General features: G+C 48.7%; 21 protein-coding genes. 5 read left to right on the forward strand and 16 right to left on the reverse strand.

From position 1 onward, the window contains the following. Nucleotides 1-65: 65 nt before the first annotated feature. Nucleotides 66-377 (forward strand): dehydrogenase, encoded by a 312-nt coding sequence (locus tag EJP77_RS16070; RefSeq protein ID WP_127200270.1) that lies wholly within the window; start codon nucleotides 66-68, stop codon nucleotides 375-377. Here EJP77_RS16070 and EJP77_RS16075 read toward each other — a convergent pair. From EJP77_RS16075 to yyaC, 5 genes are all read right to left on the reverse strand, one after another. Next, the gene (locus EJP77_RS16075) at nucleotides 355-2,982 is read right to left on the reverse strand and encodes an O-antigen ligase family protein (RefSeq protein WP_127200271.1); all 2,628 of its coding nucleotides are present in this window, start codon (nucleotides 2,980-2,982) and stop codon (nucleotides 355-357) included. The genes EJP77_RS16070 and EJP77_RS16075 overlap by 23 nt on opposite strands. Before the next feature lie 186 nt (nucleotides 2,983-3,168). After that, entirely contained in the window at nucleotides 3,169-4,341 is a 1,173-nt protein-coding gene (locus EJP77_RS16080) for a class I SAM-dependent methyltransferase (protein WP_127200272.1), read from the reverse strand. Between the two features lie 53 nt (nucleotides 4,342-4,394). Continuing rightward, nucleotides 4,395-5,039, reverse strand: coding sequence for a DUF6483 family protein (locus EJP77_RS16085; protein ID WP_127200273.1), 645 nt, complete (start codon nucleotides 5,037-5,039; stop codon nucleotides 4,395-4,397). A 194-nt stretch (nucleotides 5,040-5,233) separates the two neighbouring features. After that, nucleotides 5,234-6,025: an alpha/beta fold hydrolase gene (locus EJP77_RS16090; RefSeq protein ID WP_127200274.1), complete on the reverse strand. Its 792-nt coding sequence runs from the start codon at nucleotides 6,023-6,025 to the stop codon at nucleotides 5,234-5,236. A 46-nt stretch (nucleotides 6,026-6,071) separates the two neighbouring features. Continuing rightward, entirely contained in the window at nucleotides 6,072-6,656 is a 585-nt protein-coding gene (gene yyaC, locus EJP77_RS16095) for a spore protease YyaC (RefSeq protein WP_127200275.1), read from the reverse strand. Nucleotides 6,657-6,774: 118 nt separating this feature from the next. Between yyaC and EJP77_RS16100 the strand changes: the two genes are divergently transcribed. After that, nucleotides 6,775-6,996 (forward strand): DUF1128 domain-containing protein, encoded by a 222-nt coding sequence (locus tag EJP77_RS16100; RefSeq protein WP_127200276.1) that lies wholly within the window; start codon nucleotides 6,775-6,777, stop codon nucleotides 6,994-6,996. 122 nt (nucleotides 6,997-7,118) lie between these two features. On the opposite strand, the gene EJP77_RS16105 is transcribed toward EJP77_RS16100, so the two are convergent. Together EJP77_RS16105 and EJP77_RS16110 are read right to left on the reverse strand one after the other, a co-directional pair. Beyond that, nucleotides 7,119-7,838, reverse strand: a complete 720-nt coding sequence (locus EJP77_RS16105; protein ID WP_127200277.1) for a pirin family protein — start codon at nucleotides 7,836-7,838, stop codon at nucleotides 7,119-7,121. 246 nt (nucleotides 7,839-8,084) lie between these two features. Further along, nucleotides 8,085-9,098, reverse strand: coding sequence for an asparaginase (locus EJP77_RS16110; RefSeq protein WP_127200278.1), 1,014 nt, complete (start codon nucleotides 9,096-9,098; stop codon nucleotides 8,085-8,087). A gap of 224 nt (nucleotides 9,099-9,322) precedes the next feature. Here EJP77_RS16110 and EJP77_RS16115 point away from each other — a divergent pair, with 224 nt between their 5' ends. From EJP77_RS16115 to EJP77_RS21095, 3 genes are all read left to right on the forward strand, one after another. Continuing rightward, entirely contained in the window at nucleotides 9,323-9,805 is a 483-nt protein-coding gene (locus EJP77_RS16115) for a YtxH domain-containing protein (protein ID WP_127200279.1), read from the forward strand. A gap of 90 nt (nucleotides 9,806-9,895) precedes the next feature. Then, nucleotides 9,896-10,219, forward strand: coding sequence for a DUF5665 domain-containing protein (locus EJP77_RS16120; RefSeq protein ID WP_127200280.1), 324 nt, complete (start codon nucleotides 9,896-9,898; stop codon nucleotides 10,217-10,219). Between the two features lie 29 nt (nucleotides 10,220-10,248). Beyond that, a complete protein-coding gene (locus tag EJP77_RS21095) occupies nucleotides 10,249-10,473 on the forward strand; it encodes a hypothetical protein (protein ID WP_127200281.1) in 225 nt (74 codons plus the stop codon). A gap of 83 nt (nucleotides 10,474-10,556) precedes the next feature. Here EJP77_RS21095 and EJP77_RS16130 read toward each other — a convergent pair whose 3' ends face one another. The 9 genes from EJP77_RS16130 to EJP77_RS16170 all read right to left on the reverse strand — a co-directional run bounded on the left by EJP77_RS16130 (nucleotide 10,557) and on the right by EJP77_RS16170 (nucleotide 21,343). Next, nucleotides 10,557-11,531 carry a magnesium transporter CorA family protein gene (locus tag EJP77_RS16130; protein ID WP_127200282.1) on the reverse strand — a complete coding sequence of 325 codons (975 nt, stop codon included), beginning with the start codon at nucleotides 11,529-11,531 and terminating at the stop codon, nucleotides 10,557-10,559. Nucleotides 11,532-11,644: 113 nt separating this feature from the next. Further along, the gene (locus EJP77_RS16135; RefSeq protein ID WP_127200283.1) at nucleotides 11,645-12,415 is read right to left on the reverse strand and encodes a sigma-70 family RNA polymerase sigma factor; all 771 of its coding nucleotides are present in this window, start codon (nucleotides 12,413-12,415) and stop codon (nucleotides 11,645-11,647) included. Continuing rightward, on the reverse strand, nucleotides 12,412-12,864 hold the full coding sequence (gene rsbW / locus EJP77_RS16140) for an anti-sigma B factor RsbW (RefSeq protein WP_127200284.1): 453 nt from the start codon (nucleotides 12,862-12,864) through the stop codon (nucleotides 12,412-12,414). Before rsbW ends, EJP77_RS16135 begins: the two co-directional genes overlap by 4 nt. A gap of 18 nt (nucleotides 12,865-12,882) precedes the next feature. Further along, a complete protein-coding gene (locus EJP77_RS16145; RefSeq protein WP_127200285.1) occupies nucleotides 12,883-13,221 on the reverse strand; it encodes an STAS domain-containing protein in 339 nt (112 codons plus the stop codon). A 112-nt stretch (nucleotides 13,222-13,333) separates the two neighbouring features. Next, nucleotides 13,334-15,004, reverse strand: a complete 1,671-nt coding sequence (locus EJP77_RS16150; RefSeq protein ID WP_127200286.1) for a response regulator — start codon at nucleotides 15,002-15,004, stop codon at nucleotides 13,334-13,336. 28 nt (nucleotides 15,005-15,032) lie between these two features. Next, on the reverse strand, nucleotides 15,033-15,905 hold the full coding sequence (locus EJP77_RS16155; RefSeq protein WP_127200383.1) for a CheR family methyltransferase: 873 nt from the start codon (nucleotides 15,903-15,905) through the stop codon (nucleotides 15,033-15,035). 72 nt (nucleotides 15,906-15,977) lie between these two features. Beyond that, on the reverse strand, nucleotides 15,978-19,616 hold the full coding sequence (locus tag EJP77_RS16160; RefSeq protein ID WP_127200287.1) for a response regulator: 3,639 nt from the start codon (nucleotides 19,614-19,616) through the stop codon (nucleotides 15,978-15,980). Continuing rightward, a complete protein-coding gene (locus EJP77_RS16165) occupies nucleotides 19,600-20,781 on the reverse strand; it encodes a PP2C family protein-serine/threonine phosphatase (RefSeq protein WP_127200288.1) in 1,182 nt (393 codons plus the stop codon). The genes EJP77_RS16160 and EJP77_RS16165 overlap by 17 nt, the downstream gene beginning before the upstream one ends. A 220-nt stretch (nucleotides 20,782-21,001) precedes the next feature. Continuing rightward, the gene (locus EJP77_RS16170) at nucleotides 21,002-21,343 is read right to left on the reverse strand and encodes a YflT domain-containing protein (protein WP_127200289.1); all 342 of its coding nucleotides are present in this window, start codon (nucleotides 21,341-21,343) and stop codon (nucleotides 21,002-21,004) included. Nucleotides 21,344-21,370: the final 27 nt, after the last annotated feature.

The raw sequence follows: 21,370 nt of genomic DNA on the forward strand, positions 1-21,370 counted from the left end.
TAAGCAGGCGAGCGGTATCCACAAGAAAGACGGGCGCATATGCTGTGGAGAGAGGAGTCGATCACATGCCAACTTTCCCCGATAAGCATAAATCCGCCCTGCCTTCTCCGCGCAGGATACGCCGCGGCTGCAGTAAAGAATTGTACCGGACCGTCAAACGAATGAAAACCTACATTCCCGAATCCAAGATTAAGGAAGGCGAAGAAATCTATTATCGTAAAGTCATCGGGAACCTGCTGTGGATCCATGAGAACAGCAGCAACCGGAAGGTGCTGGCCAACTGGTGGGATGAACAAGTCAGCCAGGAGCTTGCAGAACTATGGGAAGTTGACCGGCTGAAGCTGTCTGAGGCATTCAGGGATGCATTTGGCGGATAGCAGGCTGGCTAAAAGGCAGGGGTGCTTTTGAAGAAGAGCTGCTCTCAAGGAGTAACGCTTGCTGCCTTTCCGCTTCCGTTATACGAAATTTGCGGTCATTGCGGACGTTCTTCACAAGTCCAAGTGTATGAGCCAGAAGTTGATCCCGGCGGTACAAAGCAAGACCGGTCTGAGCTGCACAACTGGCCCCGCTTATACGGCCTGCTCTGTTCAGTCTTAGGACCAGTGCGTTAAATTCCCTCAGGACGGCTGTATGCCGACCGCTGTTGTAACGATCCAGCAAGACCGCCTTCTCCAAAGCGAGAATGGCGGCAGGGTTCCCCTGCTTCGATTGAATCCGTCCCATACCCCACCAAAGCTCCGGCTGGACCGGATTATATTTGATCCCCTCACGCAGCAGTTTCTCCGCATCGGCTGAATCCGTTACGGACGAGAGAACAAGCCTTGGAATAGAGCGATAGGGTGCCAGCTGGATAGCTCTCTTGAGCAGGTATACCGCCTCGGGATTATTCTTCATTGTGATTAGTTGAAGTGCCTGTCCGGTTAACCGTTCACTCTGCATCAAGCTTAAGCTCACCATACTTAGCAAAAGAAAGAGCATTGCAGCTGGTCCTGCAATCAGGCGGGGTGCGTAATTCAAGGAACGCTTCCCCTTCACCCTCTCCTGCTCAGGAGGTCTAGGTATGTCCGGCAGGGTATGGGATGGGCTGTTTCTGTTATAGAGCCGGGTGACCAGATGAATCCAGTAGGTGTGGGCAGGAGTAGGAATTTGCCCCGGCAGCAGAAAAATACGGGACTCCATGGACAAAGCTCTCATCCGCCGAACGGGAATCCCGTTCGTTCCAAGCACTGGTATCCAGATCAGGAGCAGCCAGATGAGACCATAGCTCATATCAAAATCGATCCCCGCATGCAGGGTTAGTACAATAAAAGGCGCAAGCCATGGGCTTCTCCTTCGGTACAGCAGAAGTCCTGCTGCTGTTATCCAAGTCAGAATGACGATCAGACCGATGACTCCAAGATTAAGCAGAATATCGATATATCCGCTATGCACCTGGGCACCTACATAGGGCTGGCTCTGGATGCTGCGGTATACTGACCTCCAGACGTCACCTCCGCGGCCCCATAGCGGGGTGTTTCTGATCTGTTCTATGGCGTCACGATACATGAGCAGCCGGGCCGATACCGTACTCGTTCCGGTGCGGACAAGCCCCGCTCCACCGCTGCCCGGCACGGAAAGAGCCAGCGCCAGACCCACCCATGCGCAGCAGGCGGCTGTCACCACCAAGCGGCGCAGGCGCTGGGGCGCGAACGGGCCGGGGCGGCGCGGGCGTAGGGGCGCGAGCAGGCCGGGGCGGCGTTGGCGCTGAGGCGCGAGCGGGCCGAGGTGGCGCGGGCGCTGGAACGCAGGCGGGCCGGGGCGGCGCGGGCGCTGGGGCGCGAGCGGGCCGAGGTGGCGCGGGCGCTGGAACGCGGACGGGCCGGGGCGGTGCTGGCGCTGGGGCGCGAGCAGGCCCAGGTGGTGCAGGCGCTGGGGCGCGGGCCGGCCGGGGCGGCGCGGGCGCTGGGGCGCGGACGGGCAATAGCCCCGCGCCACGAGGGAGAGCGCCAGCGTGCAGGTGGCTGCGCCCGCCAGCTCCGCAAGCCCCGGCAGCTGCGCCGGGGCAAGGCCAGCTCCAGCGAGCTGGCGGTACACCCACAGACCGCCGCCGCCCAGGATGGCGGTCTGAAGCAGCAGCTGCTGCCGGGCTGCGCGCCCGGCAAGAGCAAGCGCGGCGGTCCATCCGGCCGCCGTGCACAGCCAGGCGCCGCGCGACTCCGTCAGCAGCAGGCTGGCGGCGCAGCCCAGCGCAAGTGCGGCGCCGAGCGCCTGGCGAAGCTTTGCAGCGCGGGGATTCGCGCGCGAGAGCGAGGCCAGCCGCTCGAGCAGCAGGGCCCCGAACACAGCGCCCAGCGTGTTCGGGTACTCAAGCAGTCCGCCGAGCCGTGCTCCGGCGGCGGACAGCTCTGCACTTGCGGTGCGCAGCACCGCGTGCGGCAGCGGCAGCAGGCCGTACACCGCCGCAAGTCCTGCGGCGGTAAGGATGGCGGCGCAGGCCGCCGGGCCGGTGCGCAGCACGGCCCGGGCCTTGGGCAGCTTGGCGGCCGAAGCGAGCCCGGCCGCGAAGACGCCATAGAAGGCCCAGCGCAGGGCCTGATCCAGCGTTCCCTGCATAGACACCGGAGAGGTCAGCAGGTGCGCACCGTATAGGACAGCCATGATAAATGGCACTGCCACTACTAGAAGATTGGCATATGAAGCCCGCCGGCTTGGAGTGCAGGCTGAGTCTAAGCCTCGCTTTTGGTCACAGGAGTCCGTACACTTACCGGTATCTGATAATATTCTTTTCTCCTCCAGATCATAAAGGCTCCGCTGTCCTTCGGATCTATGCTTGTCTCTCAGCTTTCTCCCCCAGTGGACTGTCCCCACAGCCGTAATGAGGAATGCGACGGCCATCCACGAGTACATGCCTCTGCCCTCATAAAATCCGGTATAGATACAAGCAACAACCAGAAGAAGTATGTACCCTGCCGCTATCGACACTTGCAGCTGCCTGCTTCCCATTTTACTCCCTCCAACTAAATCTCAACTGAATGTTTCGCACAAAAAAGGCCAACCCTGTTTCCAGTGTTGACCTTAAGCCGGACTCGCAAACGGCGACTCTTATTTCGTTAATCCCGTGCATTACTTCTACTCTACAAGATTAGAACTTTGTTAATTACCTGCATTGTATAACTAGTCATTCGTCGTCTATTGCCCTTCCCCTGGCAGCAAATCACGGCAGGCCTTCTCCAGATAAGGAGAAGCATGCAGGAAGTCACGGAATGCGGTATATTCCGCCCACAGCTTTGCTGTATCTCCAGACGAACCCTTCACGGCACGAATCAGAATATTCTTAGGTGTATGTTCCATGTCAATAAATTCAAGCAGCTGTGTCTTGTATCCCATAATATCCAGCAGCTTCGCCCGAATCGCGTCCGTAGCCAGTGCGGAGAAACGCTCCTTCAATATTCCATGAGATAACAGCGGGTCCAGCACCGGAGAATCGACCTGGGCGAATAACTCATGTTGACAGCAAGGTACCGACAGAATGACTGAGGCATTCCAGCGGATGGCCTTCTCAAGCGCAGCATCTGTAGCCGTGTCACAGGCATGGAGTGTCACAACCATGTCCACCTGGGACAGCTCGTCATATTCGGCAATATCGCCGACCAGGAAACGCAGATTGGAATAATTCAGCCGGGCAGCCAGGGCATTGCAGTGTTCAATTACATCCGCCTTTAGATCAAGCCCCACCACATTCAGGGTTCTCCGCTGTTCTACAGACAGATAATGATATAAGGCGAAAGTCAAATAAGACTTGCCGCAGCCAAAATCGACGATGGTAAGCGGTCGGTCCTCCGGCAGATGAACGATGATATCCTGAACCATCTCCAGGAACCGGTTAATTTGCTTGAACTTATCGTATTTCCTTGCAAGAACCTTGCCTTCCTCGTTCATAATACCGAGCTCGACAAGGAAAGAAACTGGACGACCTTCCTCAAGAATGTACTGCTTCTTACGGTTATGAGCCAGTGAGACGCTTTTCTTGGAAGGCGATTTGGTCAGGATGGATACTTTGAATTTCTTACTGATCAGCACTTGATAATCCGCTTCTTCTGTACAGATCAGACCTTGGCGAAAGGTTTCCTCAAACATAGTAATTAACCGAGGCTCCAGCTCCGCAGCTGGTATATTCTCATGAGTCACTTTATTCTCATAATAAAAAGCGAACTGGTAATGCAGCGACTTCTTAAGCTCTACAGGTTTGATCACTACTTTGGTATAGGCTACCTCCCCCGCTTTGCGGCGCTGACTGAGCGTAGCAGAAATCAGACTCTTATCCTCTGCTAATTGGTGTACAAGTTTCCGCAACGATTCCATTATGATTGACAGCTCACTTTCCCATTATCATTAATTGTATTCCCAGATTATTTCTAAATACGGCTAAGGCCCGCAAGGCCTTCTTCCACCTCGCTCAGCGGCAGTCCTCCGGAGGCCAGCTGCTCAGGGTCAAGCTTAAGCAGGCGTTCATAGAATTCCCGTGCCTCTTCCGGCTGTATTATACTCCGTTCAAGCATACGGTACAATGCATTCTCCGCAAGATCATAACGTCCGCGCTCCTCTTCATATCGCAGCAGCAACAGCTCTGTCTCTGAGGGTAGCCGGTATCCCTTCACCATGGATTCCAGCTCACTTACCTGGTTCTCCAGGTTCCATAAGGTGCGGTCTGCCCCTTCAAGGGCCGCGTAGAGAAACAAATGAAGGGCTTTGATAGAACGGATAAGGCCTTTATCCTTCTCCTGATTGTCTATGTAGACAAGTGCCTCTTCCTTCATTAAAAGAGCTGCACTCTGCAGCTTATCCACTTCCAGAATGCCTCCATAGCGGAAGATGTCGATGAGATCACGGATAGACAGAGAATTCAACAGCTCACTGTTCAGCCGGAAATGCTTCTTGTATTGTTCATCCAGCTGCCAGAGTATTTCTGTGCGCTTCTTCTGCTGCTTCAAACCCAGGAATGTACCCATCACTTCCGACATCTCTTCGATCATCCGAATGAGATAATCTCTTCTCAACATCGCTCTCGTCCGCCTCTCAAGCTCAATCCAATCTGCCCAATACTTTATATTATAAAAATTTTAAGTTATTTTCGCGGTGATTGCCAGTTTCTCAAAACTGCCCTAAATTACAAAAAGCCGGGAACCCCTTCGGGTTACCCGGCTGCCTATGAATTAACCTCATATATCTTGGATTACGTAAACTATTCTTCAGATTAAGCATGGACCTGCTTCATAAATTCCAAAATGACCTCAGCAAGCTTCTCAGGTGCTTCGTACATACTCATATGTCCAGCGCCTTGAATAAGCGCTTCGGTCACATTGCCTCCCTTGGCTGTGAACGTCTTCTCGGAAGGAATTAGATGATCCTTCTCACCTGCGATCAGAAGACGAGGCAATGTCGAGGCGGACAACACGTCCGTACGGTCTGGACGCTCCCGCATGGCCAAAGCCGCACCCGCAGCTCCTTGAGGAGGAGTCCTGTACCCGATCTCTTTGGCCCGGGTTACTTCACTCTCCATCTTCTCCACATTCTCCTGTGCGAATAATCCCGGCACAAGGCCATCGATAAAGGTTGTAATTCCCTCGGTTTGAATCGTAGAGACTGCCTTCAGCCGTTTCTCCTTGGCCTCCTCACTGTCCGGATAACCTGTAGAATGAAGCAGGCCAAATGCATTCAGCCTTGAGGCATATCTCTGAGCAAGTGAAAGTGTAACATAACCGCCCAGCGAGTGTCCGATCAAGGTATACTTGCTTACCCCCAAGGATTCGAGCAGACCTGCAATATCATCAGCCAGCTGCTCCATCGTATAAGCACCGAGAGGGGCATCCGAAAAGCCATGTCCCCGCAGATCGGGAGTGATTACGCGGTACGACTTCGACAGTAGTGGACCAAGTCGTTCAAAGTATGCTGAGCTTCCGCAGAACCCATGAACCAACACCAATACTTCACCTTCTCCACGGTCGTCGTAAGCGATTACTGTTCCGTTCACATTTGCTTTATCCATTGTATATTCCTTCTTTCACTTATAGGTAATGGGATTATGATTACTATTAATCTAATACCGCCGGCTCTGAACCATGCTTGGTTGCCAAATTGGGAATCTTGCCGAAGGCAGATGCCGCAGCAGTGGCAATTTCCTCTGCCATACACATGACTTGATACAGCGATGTCATCTGTAGTGAAGTGTATGGCTTAGGCCCTTTCACATTTACAATCGCAGCAACACTATAATCTCCAACTGGTGGAAGCATACCGCCAACAGACTGAGCAGGCAGCAGGGGCTGCCGGGCCAGAATATAATGGCCTACAGAGGGAGCTGTGCCTAGGCAAGCATCTATCGCAACTATCTGGTGATTCTGCGGGATCGCTTCCAGCCGGTCTTTGAAATTCAAGGAATCACAAGGATGATCCAGGGAACCAATCACATGGCGGAAGCCATATTTAATCAGCTTACTTCCGACCAAGGGACCCAGTGCATCCCCGGAAGATCGGTCTGTACCGATACACAGAAAGGTAAGGTTATCACCCTGATTCTGACTCCATACTTCCTTGAAGAATTCGTTCAATTCGCTTCCCGCCGACCATTTCCGTCCTGCCAGAGCCTCATCCAAGAGGCGGCGTTTGCTTGTTCCCATCCTGTTCTGTTCTCTCCTTAAGCCTGGATCACTATACTGCTATTGTACCTTATCTTCACTGGGTGCCGCAAAAGTGATACAATACCCTGTATTACGCTGCAATGAGAGGATGAGAAGTATGGACTTGACCCAGAAGACCCAGGAGAACGTTGAATATATGATTGAAGCCATCAAGAATAAATTAAGAATGGCTACAGGTGCTGCGATGCAGGCTTCCGCCTTCTCCGTCGAGCGTTACGATGATATTTATGAAGTGTATGAAATCGTAATGAGCAAGGAACGTCTCAGCATTTCGGAAGTTGAAGCGGTGGCTTCTGAACTGGGTAATCTAAGAGGTTGAGTTTGGAAGCATATTAATGAAGCAAAAAAACAAGAGTCCACTCCGAATGTCTTATTTGACAAACCTTGGAGCGGACTCTTTTTCATAGTTATATATCATGAGTGCGTATCGTAAGCTTCGTATTATGGCATGTCCACGATCAGTAAATTGGCCGGACTGTCGCTGCTTGTACCCTTGAAGGTAATTTCGCAGCTTTTTTTGATCCGGGTAGCATCTCCGGGTCTCAGAGACAGCTGCTCATCTCCACAGTTCAAATCTGTATTCCCGTCAATTAGGAACACATAAGTCCTGCGTTCATCCCGATGAGGGAGGCTGACTTCCTGCCCCGTCTCCAGAGTGCTTAGGAAGATGGTTACCTCCTGATTAATAGGGAGCGTACCTTCCGTCCCATTACCGGATATTACAGGAAGCAGCTTGTTGAGTTGATCTTGTCTATCAAAAGAAAGGGCTCTCCAGGCTGGAGACTCACTCCTTTGATCCGGCAAAAACCACATTTGGATAAAACGGACCTCTTCATTACTTGAAGGGTTCCGCTCCTCGTGTTGTACCCCAGTCCCCGCACTCATTACCTGAATATCTCCTGGCTTAAGCTGATGAGAGTTACCCAGATCATCACGATGTTCCAGTGTTCCCGACACTACATAAGTCACTATCTCAAGATCATGATGGGGGTGTCTCTTGAACCCTTGTTCTGGCTTCAAGATATTCTCATTATGGGCGAGCAGGCATCCGAAATGAGCATTACTTGGATCTTCATAGTCAGAAAATGAAAAACTGAATTCACTATGAATCCATCCACGGTCTGAAGTATGGCGTTCATCCGAAGTTATCACTTTAATCATTTTTTTCGACCTCCACGATCCTAGATTAGACTTCATATATGAGAGATGAGAGTCCTGAAATGCTATCTGTAGGGCACTTTCTTGCTATTCCTTACCCTTAAGGCTTAAGGACTAATCATGGGCATTTGACAGCCAGAAAATGCAGAACAGCGCTCCTCCATTTACAGGAGAAGCGCTGTTCTGTTTCGCATAAGGTATGAAACATTCTTACTTGTATCACTTAATAAGGGGCAGCTTACATGCTATTTATAATTGTGCGGCTGTTAATTCAAAACTGGCCTCGGCATATCCCACTTTCCTGCCGGCATCGTTGAAGATATCTTTGCTGAATGCTGTTCTCATCCGTTCCAATGTCGCTTGGTTCTTGTAATTGAGCTGCTCCAATATCCTCAGAACCACCAGCCCCCACTCCTCTTCAGATCCATCCAGAATCTTCAAAGCGACCCCAAGCCGTTCTTTCTTCAAGCTGAAGCAGTAAACCCCTTTGAAGCCGCCTTTCGCAACGATGTTGGAATCCTCCAGCAGGATGGAATCCACTCTGTCCGTACCCCCAACCAGAACGGGGTGAGTGTTCATCGCGCCCGTAATCTGAATCACAGCTTCACGTGTAGCCTCATCCTTAATTAGATCCGGACAAGCCAGCTTCAAATAAGCCATAGCCAAGGAAGATAGAGGAAGCGCAAATACAGGGAACCCGCATCCGTCGGTTCCAAGACCAATCTCTTCACGCTTCATCTCAGCAAACGACGCCAGCGTGGTCAAGATCTCCTGCTGGACCGGATGTTCTAGCTTGTCGTAACCTTGAACCGGATAATCCATCATTTTGGCGTAAGCCAGAACCCCAAAGTGCTTACCTGAACAATTATGGAACAATCTGCGCCGATGACCGTTCGAGCGCAGCAGCTCCTCCTTGGCTATCTCATCTAGCGGCAGGCTTGGAGCACAGACGAGACAGTGTTCTTCAATACCGATTTTGCCGCTTAACCGCTCAAGTGTCTCTACGTGTACTTCTTGTGAACGATGGGAAGCCGTCATAATCGCTACTTCCTCTCGCGTAAGCTGGTAATGGCGGGTCACACCGGCCCGTACAGCCGGAATAGCCTGGAAAGGTTTGGCGGATGAGCGTGTGAAAGCTGTAAAATCAGGATCTCCTGCTGAATAGATCACGTTCCCCTTCTCATTCACTATGCTTATATGACCCGAATGCGCACATTCCAGAATGCCCGCACGAAACTCCTGAACCAGGACAGCTTCTTTCATATCTGTTCGTCTCCTTATCGTCTAGCGCATCTCTAATCCGGCTACTACAGTATATTATACCAATTTGTTTCAGCCAAAGGCATGAAGTTTATATACAAAGTAAGCTGAGCAACAATCAGAGCCCTTAAGACAAAAGCTTCTCAAGATACAGACTGGACTATACCAATCTGGCTCAGATTACTTAGTTCGGCTGTATAACATAAATCCATTAAGGAGTGATTAGAATGAATAAAGCAGAAACAGATTATCCGGTACAAAGCGGTTCGACTTTCACAAAAGGTTTGCTGATTGGCGGTCTTCTAGGTGCAGCTGCAGCTCTTCTCTACGCTCCAAAGCCAGGTCGTGAAATGCGCAGCGATTTGTCAGAAAAATGGGGCACTGTATGCGATAAATCCAAGGATGTAGCATCAGTTGTGACTGAAAAAGCTACAGATCTGGCTAAGAATGTTACGGCTAAAACTACAGATTTGGCTAAAACCGTAGGATCAAGTGCTAGTACACTTGTATCCAGTGTGAAGACAGCCTCTTCCATGGTTGGCGAAGAAGTGAAACAGGCAGCTGCTAATGTATCGGAAGATGCAAAAAACTCTGCCAGTGAAGTAGCTAGCGAAGCAAAGGATACTTCGAACGAGCTTTCGAGCGACATTCGCAAGGCTTCTCAAGACACTGCCCGTGAAGTTCATAACAAAACAAGCGCATCTTATTAATCCTTATAAGATGTTCCTTGTGAAATAGCCAGCCTTCTTCAGCTGGCTATTTCTTATCCCTACTTTTGCAGAAAGGACGTGAATTTCCATATGGGAGAACTGAAGCAATATGATACCAAAGACCATCCCTTTGAGCTCAGGCATGAGGTGAAGCGCCTGAATTCACGCCTGGATGATATTGCAGATGCACTGGAAAGATCTGACTTCAAGGATATTATCGAGAATTATACAAACCCTAAGAAGCGGCTGTTCTCGAACTTCACCGCAGGTCTGGCTCGGGGGCTTGGACTAACGATAGGAACAGCGCTGGTCCTGGCGTTATTCGGTTGGATCACAAGTTTCTTCGTGTCCATGCCGCTGATCGGTGAGTTCCTGGCCAATATTCAGCATTATATGGATGCGTATAAGAAATAACATTTTAACCGGGAAGAGAGGCCTTTAGCATGAGTTCAAATAATCCCAAAGACGAACAAGAGAAGTATACCCGTGACCAGATCATCGATGCGGCAGCAGGTAATGTACCTAAACACAAAGACATTGACGAAGCTGAGAATGGGTCGATGGTTAATGACATGAAAGACCTGAAGCGCCTAGGCAAAGAGATGGATGAAATGAACACGGTCACTGAAGATAAAGAAAAGGGTCTGGAGAATGACCCCAAACAATAAGAAAAGAGCACCTCACTGGTGCCCTTCCTAGGCCTGAGCTACTGCGCAGGCTTAATTTTATTTGTCCCATCGACTAGGTGAATTTACAAATTCGACTCTTCATCTTCAACCTCAAGCAAATCCCCGGTCCATCCCTTGGCTTTCAGCCAAATTCCCAGACCTATCGTACTGAGTAAGATGATAGCCATGATTAGAGCAAATCCCCATACTCCAGTTTTGATCCAGGGTAAATAGTCAAAGTTCATGCCCCAAATAGCTCCAATCACTGTAGCTGGTGTGAATATAGAAGCAATAATGGTAAGCGTCTTCGTGATCTCATTTCCCCGGAATGCCGAGATCGCATCATCAATGGAGATCAAGGTATCGATCTCTCGTTCATAATGAAAGAACAGCTGTTCGACCCTTTCAAGCCGGTAATAATACCTCTTAAAATACATACTGCTGTCAATTTCATCTAAATAGGCTTCGCGCGATGCCGTCAGAAGCTCCTGAAAGGGAATGAACAAATTGTGCCAATAAAGAAGCTCAAACCGGGCATTGAGTATCCGGTCCATAATATTCTTCTTATTCCGCTTCCGCATCGTATCCTCGACCCGCCGGAGATTGGCCTCAAAGTTATCCATTCCAGTATGAAAATAATGAATCAGGGTTCTGCCTAGAATAAACAATCCATCGCTAGGATGAGAACACCTTCTTAGAACTTTCAAGCGCTCTTCCGATGTCATAATGGCGCGGGTATCCTCATCAAGATTGATCGTAATAAATACCTCATCGCTCAGAAAAAAATGAAATTTGCTGCAAGATTCGGAGGAATCAATCTCCAGCTTTACGGAGTACAGCAACGTACCGAATATAATCGGACGGTCATTGTCCGTCAGGCGAACGGATAGATAGCTGGTCTTTACCCGTGGGATCTCATGCAGCCACTCGTCTGCCAAATGATATCGCTCTTCTATTTCCTTTATTTCTGCCGTATCCCAGTTCTCAATGTTCAGATCGATCCACTTCCAGCCTTGCTCCATGGTCCATTCCTGGTGTGCCTTTGATGTTATCTTCATTCCAAGGCGCCCCCTCTCTCCGCTTCCCTATATACTCTCTTCAAAAAAGACACGCCTCATTCTTAAAAAGAATGGCGTGTCTTCATGAGTTATTACAGTCGATAAAGAACATATTAGGAACCCGAATTTGACATGATCTGCTTAAGCTTCTCGGTTGCGCGTTTTTGAATACGGGATACACTCATCTGAGATACTCCAAGCTTCTGGGCAATTGCACGCTGGGACTGACCGTCCTGGAATGCCAGAAGCAGAACACTTTGCTCCTGCTCCTTCAGTTGGCTGAGCGCCTGCTGGAGGTCCATTCTCTTCTCCACCGTATCATAGTCATTGGCATCGGAGCTGATTAATTCTCCGAGTGTTGCCGTACTCTCATCCTGAGAGAGCGGTGAGTCCAATGAGACATAATGGTAGCATTCCCGGCCGGCAAGGACTTCAATCGTCTCCTCCACAGAAAGATCCAGGAATGATGCAATCTCCTTCACATCCGGAGACCGTTCGAGCTTCACGGTAAGCTCATCAATGGCCTGCTGGACCAAAGCACCCTTCTCTTTGATTCGGCGCGGCACCTGGATATACCAGGATTTATCTCTTAGGAAATTCTTCATATGGCCGATCATACTCTTCATGGCATAGGGCTCAAAGGGAATACCAAGCTCAATGTCATACTGCTGAAGAAGCCGAATCAAGGCCATCTGCCCTACCTGATATAGATCCTCGTATAAGTCCGGACGGTTGCGGGCAATCTTACCGGCAGCCATCTTCACCATGGGCTCATATTTCTTGATGAGTACGGTGGCAATTTCATTATCTTTGGTCTGCTGGTATTCCCAGATTAGACCGATTGCTTCGTTCATCGACTCTGGGGGAGTCAGTCTATCCGTCATACCTTCTCCTCACTGCGAGCGAGATTGCGGATGAGGACCACTTTTGTTCCTTTCCCTGCCTCGCTCACTACGCTTACGTCATCCATAAGCGCCTGCATTAAATAGAAGCCGAGACCACCGATTTGGGCATCGTCCAGATTTTTATCGTGAAGTGTTACCCGATCGTCTGTTTTGTCCCACGAATCAAAGCTCTCCCCTTCATCTTTGACCGTAATTGACAATGAATCCGGCTTGACTTCAAAAGTAACTTCAACCGTGCCATCCTCCTGCTTGTAGGCATAAAGAACAGAGTTGTTACAGGCCTCAGAGACCGCAACCTTCATATCTTCAATATCCTCATAGGAGAAACCCATCTTGGAAGCAATCCCGTATAAATTCAATCTAACAATATCGACATAATCCGCTGTTGCCGGTAAGTGTAATATAACTCTTTGAACTTCGTCTTTCATTCTAACTTCGATCCTTTCCTATTGGGGATTCTCCTGTGAAGCAAAAAACTTAGCTATTCCGGTCATGTCAAACAACTTTTGAATTTGGGCCGGAACTTCCCGAACAAGAAACTGTGCACTCATACCATGTCTAGCTTTCAGTATAGATAACAAGATTCCAATACCTGTACTATCAATGTATTTCAGATCTTTAAGGTTAATCACCAAGTCAAGCTCCCCATCCTCGACAAGAGGTTCCATTACCTGTCTGAAGTCCGGGGCCACGGATAAATCTAATTCTCCTCTTAAATAAACCGTGCACGTACCGTCTTCTACCTGGGTAGTCGCATTGAACTTATCATTCTTATTTGTATTCATAGACACTCTCTCCTGAATTATGTTTTCTTTTTTTAAAAATAACAGCCCATTCTACATTCATTAACCCAAAAGTGAGCTTGTGAAACAAAATGAAAAAGGATCGCGCCCCCACTCAGCTGCCTTTCAACTGTTCTAATTCATCCATGGAAACCACCGTTTCCGTATATTTGGTCAGTATCTTCTTCAGGCTGCTAAGCTTGACGGGTTTGCTGACATAGTCGACCATCCCGGCATCCAGACACCGGTTCTTCGTACCTTCCATGACATTCGCGGTCATGGCAATAATCAGCGGTGCGTTATCTTCCTGAGCCTCCGCACAGATCCGGCGGGTAGCTTCCAGCCCATCCATAACCGGCATCTGCAGATCCATAAAGATATAGTCATAGCCTCCCGGCATTTGAGCCATCTTGATTGCACATTCGCCATTCTCGGCAACATCTGCCGTATAGCCAAGCTTTCGCAGCATACTTAGCATCAGCTTCTGATTAATAGGGTGATCATCTACGATCAAGACCCGTCTGGGAGACAGCAATTGGACTACTTCGGCCCGATTCTCCAAATTTTCATTGTTAAAGTCCTCAGGATGATCCTCATACTTCCCCACATTAACAGTGAAAATAAAGGTTGCCCCATTCTCTTCCATCGATTCCACACGGATATCTCCGCCCATCATCTGAACCAGCGTACGACAGATCGCAAGTCCCAGCCCGGTTCCTCCATACTTGCGGGTCATGGAGGAATCAAGCTGAGAGAACGGCTTGAACAGCTTGTCGATCTTCTCAGCCGGAATACCGATACCTGTATCTTTTACCGTGAATTCAAGAGACATACGCTCAGCTTCCACATATTTTGGCGTAACTACCAGATATATTCCGCCATGGTCTGTAAATTTGATTGCGTTTGAGATCAGATTGATCAGGATCTGGCGCATACGGCCCTGATCACCGTAGATCACCGAAGGAATCTGCTCATCTATGAAGTAGACCAACTCTAGATTTTTACGACCTGCATCCACCGAGAACAGGTTGAATACCTCCTGGATGCCGCTCTGAAGCTCGAATGGAGTCTCTTCAAGCTCCATCTTGCCTGACTCCATCTTCGTGAAATCAAGAATATCATTGATCACGGTTACCAGAGCATCCGCACTCTTGCGAATAATATCCGTATATTCTTTCTGTTCGTCCTTAAGTTCAGTCTCCATTAGAAGATCAACCATGCCAATAACCCCGTTCATCGGCGTACGGATCTCGTGACTCATCATGGCGAGAAACTCCGTCTTCGCTTTGGCGGCGATCTCTGCAGCTTCCTTGGCCTTGATCAATTCCTCATTAATCTTCTCAAGCTCCAAGGTCTTCTGGTGAAGCAGCATAGACTGGGTCTTATGCTTCTTATTCGTCAGATACATGCTGACAAAGCCTTCAATTTTGGATCTTAGAATCTGGGGAATGAACGGCTTCACCATATAATCGATAGCACCTGCTGAGTACCCTGCGAACAATTGGTCCGCTTCTTTGCTGTTGGCCGAAATGAAAATAATAGGAATATCCTTCGTCTTGTCACGGGCTTTGATAAGCTTGGCCGTCTCGATCCCATCCATACCCGGCATTTGCACATCAAGCACGATCACGGCGAATTCATCTTTCAGCAAGTGTCTAAGAGCCTCTTCCCCCGAGGTTGCTTTAACCAGATTGTACTGCTCACTATCGAGCACCGCCTCCAGAGCGAGCAAATTCTCGGGGCGGTCATCTACCAGCAATATGTGAATTGGTTCGTGATACCCCATGGAATCCTCCTCAATAATGGTGACAAATTTATTTGATCTTGCGATAAATTTTCTCTGTCATGTCCATTGGCTCATAGCAGTCAGCAAAGTCTGTAAAATGAATAGATTCTTTCGAGCCTAACACCAGAACACCAAAGTGATTTAAACTTTCGTGGAACAATTTATGGACATGATTCCGCAGCTTGTCGTCGAAGTAGATCATAACATTGCGGCAAAAAATAACGTTGAACTCATTAAAGGAACCGTCTGTCGCCAAATTATGTTCGGCAAATATCAAGTTCTTCCTTAAGAACGGTTGAAAAATTACCGAGTTATATTTTGCTGTATAGTATTCTGAGAACGACCGGGTGCCCCCAGCCGCCAGATAGTTCTTTGTGTAGAGCTGCATCTTCTCAATATTGAAAATACCTTCCTTCGCCTGGGCAAGGGAACGGTCATTCATATCGGTCGCGTAAATTCTTGACTTCTCATACAGGCCCTCTTCATGCAGCATAATGGCCATGGAATATACTTCTTCTCCCGTCGAACATCCCGCGTGCCAGATCCGGATATAAGGATACGTTCTAAGGATCGGGATGATTTTCTTACGGAAAGTCTTGAACAGCTCAGGGTCTCTGAACATTTCTGTTACCGGAATCGATAAATTATATACCAGTCTATCAAAACAATCCCGATTATGCAGCACCTTTTCCTGCAGGCTTGAAACAGTCTTCAAATTCTCAGCATGGACGCAGTGCCATATGCGCCGCCTAAGGGAGGGCATGGCATAATTCCGGAAATCATAGCCATAGAGTCGATGAATCCCCTCAAGCAGCAGTTCGATCTCGATGCTCTCTCGTTCATGGATATCTACTTCTAGAGGGGAGTGAATATCACCTTCGAATGAATGGTCTGGTGTCATGAATTTCATCCCCTGCCTCCTAATTCATCTCTTCACCTAATCAAGTTACTCCTTATTACCCTTTAAATCCGCTTACGAATACAACCATACTCTCATTAATGATAAAAGTTGATCGGTCTGAATCGGCTTCTTCATATAATCCGAAGCACCAGCTTCGATACATTTAAAGCGGTCATCCTTCATCGCTTTCGCTGTGAGGGCAATAATCGGGAGCTTCTCGAACTGCGGCATCTCCCGAATAAGGCGCATGGCTTCATAGCCATCCATCTCCGGCATCATCATATCCATTAAGACCAGATCGAAGTCGCCCTGCTCTTCCAGCAGATCAATAGCCTCCCTGCCATTCTCGGCAAAGACAACCTCCATTTGGTATCCTTCAAGCACACTGGAAAGTGCGAATACATTGCGGACATCATCATCGACCAGCAGAATCTTCTTGCCCTCGAACAGCTCCTCCTTGTTATGGAGCTTCCGCAGAATTTCACGTTTCTCCTCAGGAAGATTAGCTTCTACCCGATGCAGGAACAACGTCGTCTCATCAAGGAGACGCTCCGGCGACTTCACGTCTTTGATGATGATGGATTCTGCATATTTTCGCAGCTCTGTCTCTTCCTTGCTGTCAAGTTCCTTCCCGGTGTAGATAATGATCGGCAGATCATGAAGGTTCTCATCATCGCGGATCTGATCAAGCAGAGCAAAGCCGGTCATATCCGTCAGCATCAAATCGAGCACCATACAGTCATAATGCTTGCTATGAAGCTCGCGAATCGCTTCCTCTCCGGAAGAGACAGCCGTAATGATGACATCATCATGTCCGACCAGCTCGATAATCGCCTGCCGCTGTACTTCATCATCTTCTACCACTAACAGGTGTTTCAAACTCTTGTCCATATAAGATTCTATGTGCGAGAACGCCCGCTCAAGACTTTCCCTTGAAGAAGGCTTCTGCAAATAAGCAATGGCCCCCATCTTCATGCCCTGCTTCACATCATCCACAACCGAGATGACGTGGACTGGAATGTGGCGTGTATCCGGGTTGCCTTTGAGCTCTCCGAGAATGGACCACCCATCCATGACAGGCAGCTGGATATCAAGGATTATAGCATCCGGCAGATAGGTTCTTGCCAGCTTCAGCCCTTCATCGCCCTGGGATGTAGTTAAAGTTTTGAACCCATAGGCCTTAGCCATATCGATGAGTATCTTCGCGAAATTGAGGTCATCCTCGACGATGAGCATCACTTTATCCTGGGAGGTAATGCTATTTCGATCATCCGGCAAGCTGAAACCAGCATTTCTCACTTCGTCTTTGCTTCTGTTATCCTTCTCTTCAGGAACTGGCTCTATCCTTGGTGAGCTGGCTGGTTCAGGAGTACGGGATTTCACAACTGGCCTAATCCCGCCCTTCGGAAGATATAAGATGAACTCACTGCCTTCCCCTTCCTTTGTCTTCAAGGAAATCGCTCCGCCGAGCAGAGAAGCCAAGCCCCGGCTGATGGACAATCCGAGACCCGTACCTCCAAATCTGCGGCTGGTAGTGCCATCCGCCTGCTGGAACGCTTCAAAGATCAGATCCGTCTTATCCTTCGGTATCCCAATCCCTGTATCCTTAATGCTTAGAGCCAGGTATTCTTGTTCATGATCCAGATAATATGGAAGCTCCTCCGGCTTAGCTGGAGCTACTTTAAAGCTCACTTCGCCTTCGGTTGTAAATTTAAAAGCATTGGACAGCAAATTCCGCAGAATCTGCTTCACCCGGTGTCCATCTGTATTGATGGCCTCCGGCACATTCTCCTGAATTTCTAAAAGCAGCTGAAGGTTCTTCTTCAGTGCCACTTCACTAAAGTTAGTCTCTACAAACCTCTCCAGCTCAGAAATGCTGACAGATTCCTCATTGATCTCCATCTTGCCGGCATCCACTTTGGACAAATCAAGAATCTCATCAATCATCTTGAGCAGATCCGCACCTGACATATAGATTGTCTGCGCGTATTCCTTCTGCTTGACGGTCAGATTCTCTTCCTTATTCTCAGACAGAAGCTGGGAAAGGATCAACAGACTGTTAAGCGGTGTCCGCAGTTCATGCGACATATTCGCCAGGAATTCAGACTTATATTTACTTGTAAGAGCAAGCTGGCTGGCCTGCTGCTCTAGCTGAATCTTAGTCTTCTCGATTTCTTCGTTCTTCTCTTCCACTTCCTGCACCTGCTCCTGCAGGGCATGTGTCTTCGCAAGGAGCTCCGTATTGAAATGCTCCAGCTGTTCCTCCGAACGCTTGAGAGCTAGGGTCTGCTCCTCCAGATTTTCATTGGAGCGGCGAAGCTCCTCCTGCTGGCTTTGCAATTCTTCTGACTGACATTGAAGCTCCTCAGCAAGGGTCTGGGATTCCCGCAGCAGTTCTTCTACTCTTAAACGACCAATAATATTATTAAGAATGATACCAAGACTTACAGCCAGTTCCTTCAACAGCTGCTTCTGAAGGTGGTTGAAATGAAGGAAATTAGCAATTTCGATGACACCTAGAACCTGATCTTCAAATAAAACAGGGTAGATCATAACTTCCGCAGGCTCGGCCTCACCGAGTCCGGAGCGGATCGAGAGATAGCTTTCCGGCAATTTGACAAGCGTCAGCGGCTCTTTCGAGAGAGCTACCTGGCCGACAAGGCCTTCACCCAGCTTGAACGACTTGTTAGGGCGTCCCACTTCATCCATGGCATAGGCCGCTGCAAGATGAACTTCATTCGGACTGTGTTCATCACTTCGGGTATACAGGGCACCGTATCGGCCCCCAAGAATGGGAGTAAATTCAGTAATGAACATTTGCGACACCTGTTCAAGCGAATTGACTCCCTGGAACAGCTCGGTAATCCGGGCCAAATTGGAATTAACCCAGGCCTGATCCTGCTGGGCCTGCAGATATTTCCTCTCCAGCTCCTGCTTCTCCTCCAAATCCTCGGATAACTCCTGAAATACCCGCGCAACATCTCCAATCTCATCCGTGTTAGCAATCTTTATACGCCTAATCGCCTTAAGTTTACCATTGCTGAAGCTGGTCATCATTTGTGACACGGTATTGAATCCTCTGGTGATGCTCGGTATGATCCACAGCATGACTCCAAGAGCCAACAGCAGGCCGGCGGCCATCACGGCAACGGTAATCTGCACGGACTGTTCGTATGCATCCCGGGCAGATTGAACTTCTTCCTCAATTTTCAGATCTTGATAGGTTCTCAGAGAGTTGACGCTATCTACAATTTTGTTCTGCAGATCTACTCCGTTAGCATTCCGGAAAGTAACCGCCCGGGATCTATCACTCTGGCTCAGTAATGACAGCTGCTTGTCTAAATAAGCTTTGTACTGACCCCACGCTTTACTCACATTAGATAAGATAAGCTTTTCTTCCGCACTGGAATTCTTATTCGTGGTTAGGGCCGCCAAGCTTGCATCCGCCTTACTCACATTGTCCATAATCTCAGGCGTGGTACTCTCTACGGAAAGGGATGGGTTGAGCAGCAGATCCGCCAGCTTCTTGGTCACCTCGTTAACCTGCCCGCGCACATCTCCCGAACTCCGTATGTTCATATATCTTTGTTCATATACTTGATCAATCTGCTTCCGCATGAAATCCATTCGATCATAACCGATAAAGGTTAAGACAAGCAGGATTGCCATAATTGATCCAAAGCCAATGACCAGCTTACTCTTGATTCTCATTCCGGCCTTCCCCTTTTTTTAGTGATATCCATACTAGACATTTATCGTCTTCGCGCTCCTGTGGCCCGCTATCGTCAAAGAACATTTCCTGCATTCTCTGCAGGTCCATTCTATGATTAGACGCAAGATTGGTAACGAGATATTCAATCTGATCATCCTGAGTGCCTTCCACGGCCTCAAGCAGCCCATCCGTATACAGAACAATATGCCCTTCTTCCTCATACGTGATGGAACGGGTCTCCGCCTCGATTTTATCAAACAGCCCCACCGGCGGACATCCGGTCCCCAGCATGTTCACTGACCCGTCCTTCATATAGAGAAGTCCCGGCGGATGTCCCGCATTCACATAATCGATACGTTTGAATTTAGTGTCCACCACCAGATAGATCGCAGTGAAGTAATACTGGACTAACTGACTGTCAATATGAAGCTGGCTGAATCTTCGATTGAGCTCCTGAATGACCTTTTCGGGCTCAACATAAGTATTTACTGTATCTTTCAAGACAGAGGCAATGAACATACAGAATAAAGATGAAGAAATTCCGTGTCCCATCATATCCAGCAAAATAATCCCATATCTGCCCTCGCCCAGCGGATACCAGGCATACAAATCGCCGGCCAGCTCGAATGAAGGCTTATAAATGGCACTGACCCCAAAGAATGGATCATCAATAGGCGCGCTGAGCACTGCATTTTGCACTAGGCCCGCCAGCTTTAGCTCCTCTTGAAGTCGCTGATCGCGTTCTTTGTGCCAATCCTTCTCCTGCTTCAATCGAAGGGCAAGCCGGATACGGGCCATAAGTTCAACTTTATTAATCGGCTTGGTGACGTAATCGACAGCGCCTGCATCCAGCGCTTCGGCTAATTTCTTGGAATCTCCTACAGCGGTAACCATAATAATAGGAATATCCTTAAGCTCCTCATACTGCTGAACAATACGGCAGGCCTCTATACCATCCATTTCTGGCATCATCATATCAAGCAGAATCAAATCTATATCAGTAGGTGCGGTCACCGCTCCCTGCCCGGTATGATCCAGACCTAGCTGCTGGAACATTTCGAACGCGGATGAGACGGCCACCGTATTCCGGTAATCTTCTTTTTTCAGGATTTCACGAACAATGATGATATTCGTCGGATTATCGTCCACAATTAAAATTTTCATATCCCTCTCCTTAGCCTCGGTGAAGATTTGCACAAACCAGCAATTTACTTTCTACCTTGGACATCAATCATTTCAACTATATCATTTTCCCTACAAGCAGCTCAAAAAACTTACGAATCATTAACAGTCAACCACATATATCCCAAAATATAGATAAGGAATGAGGGAAATTCCCCATTCCTTATCTATAAAACGACAAATTTGTCGTCATGCTCTATTCTTATTTCCGGACAGCAATGACAAGCACTTTGCCCAGATCCAGTTCTTTCTCATAAAATTCAGCCTCAGTCTCCGTGAAGCCTAAGGATACAATCTTGGAGCGCAGTTCGTCTCCCCGGGAGCGGAACAGATTCGCCAAGGAATGGAAAATTCCTTCTTCCTTTATCCCAACCTCTTGGGCATCGGCAGCATCAATAATTCGGTCTGTGCGATCCTGATCATGGGCCAGTACATATATATTCTCAGCGAGATAACCGGTGGCGCCAAGCTCTCTGATCGTCTCAACCGCCTGAACCCCGTTTTGCACAACTTTTGCATAAGATTTAGTACTTTCTATACTCATGATTTTTTACGCACTCCTTTACTAAGT

Origin of the sequence: Paenibacillus zeisoli (genome assembly GCF_003994465.1) — a bacterium.
Lineage (GTDB): Bacteria > Bacillota > Bacilli > Paenibacillales > Paenibacillaceae > Fontibacillus > Fontibacillus zeisoli.

Excerpts from the sequence above, each read along its gene's own strand:
- yyaC (WP_127200275.1), bottom strand. The coding sequence starts at position 6,656 with ATGGGAACAAGCAAACGCCGCCTCTTGGATGAGGCTCTGGCAGGACGG.
- EJP77_RS16165 (WP_127200288.1), bottom strand. The coding sequence starts at position 20,781 with ATGAAAATTTTAATTGTGGACGATAATCCGACGAATATCATCATTGTT.
- EJP77_RS16160 (WP_127200287.1), bottom strand. The coding sequence starts at position 19,616 with ATGAGAATCAAGAGTAAGCTGGTCATTGGCTTTGGATCAATTATGGCA.
- EJP77_RS16135 (WP_127200283.1), bottom strand. The coding sequence starts at position 12,415 with ATGACGGATAGACTGACTCCCCCAGAGTCGATGAACGAAGCAATCGGT.
- EJP77_RS16145 (WP_127200285.1), bottom strand. The coding sequence starts at position 13,221 with ATGAATACAAATAAGAATGATAAGTTCAATGCGACTACCCAGGTAGAA.
- EJP77_RS16115 (WP_127200279.1), top strand. The coding sequence starts at position 9,323 with ATGAATAAAGCAGAAACAGATTATCCGGTACAAAGCGGTTCGACTTTC.
- rsbW (WP_127200284.1), bottom strand. The coding sequence starts at position 12,864 with ATGAAAGACGAAGTTCAAAGAGTTATATTACACTTACCGGCAACAGCG.
- EJP77_RS16150 (WP_127200286.1), bottom strand. The coding sequence starts at position 15,004 with ATGGGGTATCACGAACCAATTCACATATTGCTGGTAGATGACCGCCCC.
- EJP77_RS16075 (WP_127200271.1), bottom strand. The coding sequence starts at position 2,982 with ATGGGAAGCAGGCAGCTGCAAGTGTCGATAGCGGCAGGGTACATACTT.
- EJP77_RS16170 (WP_127200289.1), bottom strand. The coding sequence starts at position 21,343 with ATGAGTATAGAAAGTACTAAATCTTATGCAAAAGTTGTGCAAAACGGG.
- EJP77_RS16080 (WP_127200272.1), bottom strand. The coding sequence starts at position 4,341 with ATGGAATCGTTGCGGAAACTTGTACACCAATTAGCAGAGGATAAGAGT.
- EJP77_RS21095 (WP_127200281.1), top strand. The coding sequence starts at position 10,249 with ATGAGTTCAAATAATCCCAAAGACGAACAAGAGAAGTATACCCGTGAC.
- EJP77_RS16155 (WP_127200383.1), bottom strand. The coding sequence starts at position 15,905 with ATGACACCAGACCATTCATTCGAAGGTGATATTCACTCCCCTCTAGAA.
- EJP77_RS16070 (WP_127200270.1), top strand. The coding sequence starts at position 66 with ATGCCAACTTTCCCCGATAAGCATAAATCCGCCCTGCCTTCTCCGCGC.
- EJP77_RS16120 (WP_127200280.1), top strand. The coding sequence starts at position 9,896 with ATGGGAGAACTGAAGCAATATGATACCAAAGACCATCCCTTTGAGCTC.
- EJP77_RS16085 (WP_127200273.1), bottom strand. The coding sequence starts at position 5,039 with ATGTTGAGAAGAGATTATCTCATTCGGATGATCGAAGAGATGTCGGAA.
- EJP77_RS16105 (WP_127200277.1), bottom strand. The coding sequence starts at position 7,838 with ATGATTAAAGTGATAACTTCGGATGAACGCCATACTTCAGACCGTGGA.
- EJP77_RS16100 (WP_127200276.1), top strand. The coding sequence starts at position 6,775 with ATGGACTTGACCCAGAAGACCCAGGAGAACGTTGAATATATGATTGAA.
- EJP77_RS16110 (WP_127200278.1), bottom strand. The coding sequence starts at position 9,098 with ATGAAAGAAGCTGTCCTGGTTCAGGAGTTTCGTGCGGGCATTCTGGAA.
- EJP77_RS16130 (WP_127200282.1), bottom strand. The coding sequence starts at position 11,531 with ATGAAGATAACATCAAAGGCACACCAGGAATGGACCATGGAGCAAGGC.
- EJP77_RS16090 (WP_127200274.1), bottom strand. The coding sequence starts at position 6,025 with ATGGATAAAGCAAATGTGAACGGAACAGTAATCGCTTACGACGACCGT.